Below are 4,958 nucleotides of genomic sequence, written 5' to 3' on the forward strand. Positions count from 1 at the left end.
GGGCCAGGTTACGGCCCATCACGGCCAGGCCGGTGACACCGATCTGCGCGAGCTCAGTCATGATCTGCGTTCCTTCCGGGTGAGGTGCACTCAACCCGTTGTCGTGCGTGGGTTGCTTCGGGACGGTCGGTCAGGATGTGGAGGCTTGGTCGAGCTGGCCACGGACGGTGTCCTCGAGCTCGGTCCAGGAGGCTGTGAACTTCTCGACCCCTTCGGCTTCCAGGGTGGCGACGACGTCGTCGTAGGACACGCCCGCGGCTTCGAGGCGGTCCATCACCTCCCGGGCGTCGGCTGCGGAGCCGGTCACCATGTCGCCGTGGACCTCGCCGTGGTCGGCGAACGCGTTCAGGGTCTGCTCCGGCATGGTGTTCACGGTGCCGGCGACGACCAGCTCGCTCACGTAGAGGGTGTCCGGCAGCGACGGGTCCTTGACCCCAGTCGACGCCCACAGCGGACGCTGCTTGTTCGCGCCCTGGGCGGCGAGCGCCTCCCAGCGTTCCCCGCCGAACGACTGCTGGTAAAGCTCAAAGGCCAGACGGGCGTTGGCGATCGCCGCCTTGCTCTTCAACGCGTCGGCCTCATCGGTGCCGATGGCGTCGAGACGCTTGTTCACCTCACTGTCGACGCGGGAGACGAAGAACGAGGCCACGGAGTGGATGCTGCTCAGGTCGTGGCCGTTCGCGGCCGCCTGCTCCAGACCGTCGAGATAGGCCTCGATGACGGCGCGGTAGCGGTTCAGGGCGAAGATCAGGGTCACGTTGACGCTGATCCCTTCGGCGATGGTGGCGGTGATCGCGGCGAGTCCGGGCTGGGTGGCCGGGATCTTGATCAAGGCGTTCGGGCGTTCGACGGTCTTCCACAGGTCGACGGCCTCGGCGCTGGTGGCGTCGGTGTCCATGGCCAGCAGCGGGCTGACCTCGATCGACACCCGCCCGTCGACCCCGTGGGAGGACCGGAAGGTCTCGGCCATCACGTCGCAGGCGTTGCGGACGTCATCGGTGGTCAAGGCACGGATCGCATCGTGCACCGAGGCCCCCTGGTCCGCGAGCTCGGCGACCTGGCTGTCGTAGGCGCTGCCTCTGCTCAAGGCCGCGGCGAAGATGGTGGGGTTCGTGGTCACGCCGGTGACGGACCGGGTGGCGACCAGATCGGCCAGGTTCCCGCTGTCAAGGCGGTCCCGGGACAGGTCGTCCAACCAGATCGAGACGCCGGCGTCGGCGAGGTTCTTCAGGCGATCACTCATGATGTCCTCCAGAAAGGGGATGCGGATGGAGAGGTGGATGGTGGTCAGGCGACGGTGTCGCCGGCGTGCTGCTGCCGGTCCGCGGTCGTGATCGAGCCACTCGCGGCCCGACGGGGGGCGGTGCCTTCGGCGGTGACGGACTTGAGGCTCTTCCGTGCGGCGGCGGCGACCGAGGCACCGGTGAAGCCGAACGTGTCGAACAGCAGCCCGGCGGCTGCGCTCGCACCGAAGTGGTCGATGCTGACGATCTCTCCGGCGTCGCCGACCAGGTCGCGCCAGCTCCCGGCGATGCCTGCCTCGACGCTGACCCGGGCTCTGACCATGGTGGGGATCACCGCGTTGCGGTAGGTGTCGTCCTGCTCGTCGAACCACTCCCGGCACGGCATCGACACCACGCGGGCGGCGATCCCTTCGGCGGCGAGCATGGCGGCGGCGGCGACGGCGTGCTGGACCTCGGAGCCAGTGCCGATGAGGATCACGTCGGGAGTGCCGTCGGTGTCGACGAGGACGTAGGCACCTCGGGCGACGTCGCCGGTGTCGGCGAAGCCGTCGGTCCCGCGGGGCACGACGGGGAGCGGCTGCCGGCTCAGCAGCAACCCGGCCGGCCGGTCGGTGTTCCGCAGGATCTGGGCCCAGCAGGCGGCGGTCTCGTTCGCGTCCGCCGGGCGGACGACGTCCAGTCCCGGGATGTTCCGGAGGGAGGCGATGTGCTCGATCGGCTGGTGCGTGGGGCCGTCCTCGCCGAGGCCGATCGAGTCGTGGGTCCACACGAAGGTGACGGGCAGCTTCATCAGCGCGGCCAGGCGGACGGCCGGTCGCATGTAGTCGCTGAAGGTGAGGAACGTGCCGCCGTAGGGTCGGGTGCCGCCGTGGACGCTGATCCCGTTCAGGATGGCGCCCATGGCGTGCTCGCGGATGCCGAAGTGCAGGGTGCGCCCGTAGGGGTCACCCGGGAACATCCGGGACTGCCGGTCGGCCGGCAGGAAGCTCGGTTCCCCTTCCATCGTGGTGTTGTTGGACTCGGCCAGGTCCGCGGAGCCGCCCCACAGCTCGGGCAGCTTCGGGGCCAGCGCGGTCAGGATCTTGCCGGAGGCGGCGCGGGTCGCGATGCCCTTCGGGTCGGCTGCCCAGGAGGGCAATGCCTCCTCCCAGCCCGGTGACAGCTCACCAGCCACCAGGCGGTCGTGGAGGGCCTTGCCGCCGGGATTCGCGGCAGCCCACCGGTCGTAGGCGACCTGCCACTCGGAGACGGCGGTGTTGCCGCGATCCACCAGGGATCGGGTGTGGTCGATCACCTCTTCGGAGACGTCGAAGCTCAGCTCCGGGTCGAAACCGAGCGCACGCTTGGTCGCCCGCACCTCCTCGGCGCCGAGCGCGGAACCGTGGGACTTGCCGGTGCCGCGGGCGGTGGGCGCCGGCCAGGCGATGATCGTGTTCAGCTGGACGAAGCTGGGGCGGTCGGTCACCCGACGAGCCGCGTCCAGGGCGGCGAGCAGCGCCGGGACGTCCTCGGCGTACGTGGTGTCGCCCTGGGTCCAGTCCACGGTCTGGACGTGCCAGCCGTACGCGCGGTAGCGGGCCGCGGTGTCCTCGCTGAGGGCGATGGTGGTGTCGTCCTCGATGGAGATGCGGTTGCTGTCGTAGATGACCGTCACGTTGCCGAGCCGCTGGGTGCCGGCCAGCGACGACGCCTCCGAGGTGACGCCCTCCTCGATGTCGCCGTCGGAGGCGAGGACGTAGATCTGGTGGTCGAAGACCGACTCACCGGCCCGGGCCTCGGGATCCAGCAGGCCCCGCTCGCGACGGGACGCCATGGCCATGCCGACGGCGTTCGCCAGCCCCTGGCCGAGCGGACCGGTGGTGATCTCGACGCCCTTCGTGTGCCCGTACTCGGGGTGGCCCGGTGTCGCGGATCCCCAGGTGCGCAGGGACCTCAGGTCGTCGAGCTCGAGCCCGAACCCGCCCAGGTACAGCTGGATGTAGAGGGTCAGAGCGGAGTGCCCGCAGGACAGGACGAAGCGGTCACGGCCCGGCCAGTGGGGGTCGGTCGGGCTGTGTCGCATGACCTTCTGGAACAGGGTGTAGGCCACCGGGGCCAGGCTCATCGCGGTGCCCGGATGCCCGTTGCCGGACTGCTGCACGGCATCGGCGGCCAGCAGGCGGATGGTGTCGATGGCCCGGGCGTCGGTGAGGGTCCAGTCGTCGGGGAGGACGAGCGCGCTCGTCAGGGTGTCACTCATGGTGATCAGCAGATCCTTTGTCAGGGTCGGGGTGTCTGGGGTCGGACGGGACGGTCAGCACCGGTGGACGTCGTCGCCGTCGGAGTGAGCTCGAGCGCAGCGATCGCGCGCCGGAGGATGTCGTCGGGTGTTCCGTCGATGGAGACGCTCGCGCCGTCCTCGTCGGTCTCCAGCGACTCGAGGGTGGCGAACTGGGAGTCGAGGAGATCGACCGGCATGAAGTGCCCGGTCCGGGCGCCGATCCTGGCTCCGATCAGGTCCCGTCCGCCGTCGAGGTGCAGGAACCGGACCCGGGCGTCGGCGGTCCGGAGGATGTCGCGGTAGCGCCGCTTCAACGCTGAGCAGGTCAGGACCTGGTCGCCGTCGAGGTCCTCGATGCGCCGGCAGATGCGGCGGAGCCAGGGCGTGCGGTCGTCGTCGTCGAGCGGGATGCCAGCGGCCATCTTGGCGACGCTGGCGGGACTGTGCAGGTCGTCGGCCTCGGTGGTGGTCCAGCCCAGCTCGGCGGCGAGGAGCTCGGCGACGGTGGACTTGCCCGAGCCGGCGACACCCATGACGACCACGGCGGTCCTGCTCATCACGCCACCACCCGATCCTGGGTCGCACCGGAGGGTGGGCGGGTCGCAGCGGTCGTGTCGGAACTCGTCATGTCTCGCTCCTGGAGAATGGGCTGGGGGTGGGTGGTGAAGGGACGTGGACCGGGCCGCCTGGTGGGCTCGGCCCGCTGTCGGAACGGCCGTCGCACCGTGTGGTCAGGCTCGGTGGTCGGGGGCGAAGTCGTCAGGATTCTCGTGCTGGGCCGCGACGGCGGCGAGCTTGCGGGTTTCGGTCTCGTTGCGGATCTCCTTGAACCGGGCATCGGTCAACGGGTACCTGATGAAGATCAGCATCGCGATCAGCGCACACACCGCCGGCAGCAGACCGATCGTGGCCTTGATCGCGATGATCGCACTGTCCGGCTGCACCGGGCTCGGGTTCACCGCACTGGCCGCGACATAGCCACCGACCGCCAGAGCCCACGCCCCCACCGCGCCGCCGATCGACTGAGTCACCTTGCGGGTGAACGAGAACAACGCATAGGTAGCCCCCTCACTCCGCTTCCCGGTCATCCACTCCCCGTACTCCACCGTGTCAGCCTCCAACCCGAACATGACCGTGTTGATCAAGCTGGCACCCACGCCCTTGATCGCCAGCGTCAGCAGCACCAGCCAGAACATGTTCGCCGGAGCGAAGAAGAGACCCACCCCACCGACCACGGTGAACACACCGCAGAACTGGAACACGTTCTTCTTGCCGAACCGGTCGATGATCTTCGGGATGAACGGCGTGACCACCAAGGTGATACCCGTGTTCACCAAGGTGATGATGCCGACCAGACCGATGTTGCCCAACACGTACTGGGCGTAGAAAGGGTCTGCTGCACGAGTAGGTGACATCTGATCTGTGGTGCCGGGAGGTGCCGCTGGAAGGATGTT

At 69.0% G+C, this 4,958-nt stretch carries 4 protein-coding genes; all 4 read right to left on the reverse strand.

Features of this window, described 5'->3' with window-relative positions:
• Positions 1-130 precede the first annotated feature (130 nt).
• The gene (tal, locus tag ABD714_RS18055; RefSeq protein WP_344813837.1) at positions 131-1,243 is read right to left on the reverse strand and encodes a transaldolase; all 1,113 of its coding nucleotides are present in this window, start codon (positions 1,241-1,243) and stop codon (positions 131-133) included.
• A gap of 44 nt (positions 1,244-1,287) precedes the next feature.
• Positions 1,288-3,483 (reverse strand): transketolase, encoded by a 2,196-nt coding sequence (tkt, locus tag ABD714_RS18060; protein ID WP_344813838.1) that lies wholly within the window; start codon positions 3,481-3,483, stop codon positions 1,288-1,290.
• Between the two features lie 20 nt (positions 3,484-3,503).
• Positions 3,504-4,061, reverse strand: coding sequence for a gluconokinase (locus ABD714_RS18065; RefSeq protein ID WP_344813839.1), 558 nt, complete (start codon positions 4,059-4,061; stop codon positions 3,504-3,506).
• Between the two features lie 174 nt (positions 4,062-4,235).
• On the reverse strand, positions 4,236-4,919 hold the full coding sequence (locus ABD714_RS18070; protein WP_344813840.1) for an MFS transporter: 684 nt from the start codon (positions 4,917-4,919) through the stop codon (positions 4,236-4,238).
• Between the last annotated feature and the right edge of the window lie 39 nt (positions 4,920-4,958).

It is taken from the genome of Microlunatus aurantiacus, assembly GCF_039536605.1.
Taxonomy (GTDB): Bacteria; Actinomycetota; Actinomycetes; order Propionibacteriales; family Propionibacteriaceae; genus Microlunatus; species Microlunatus aurantiacus.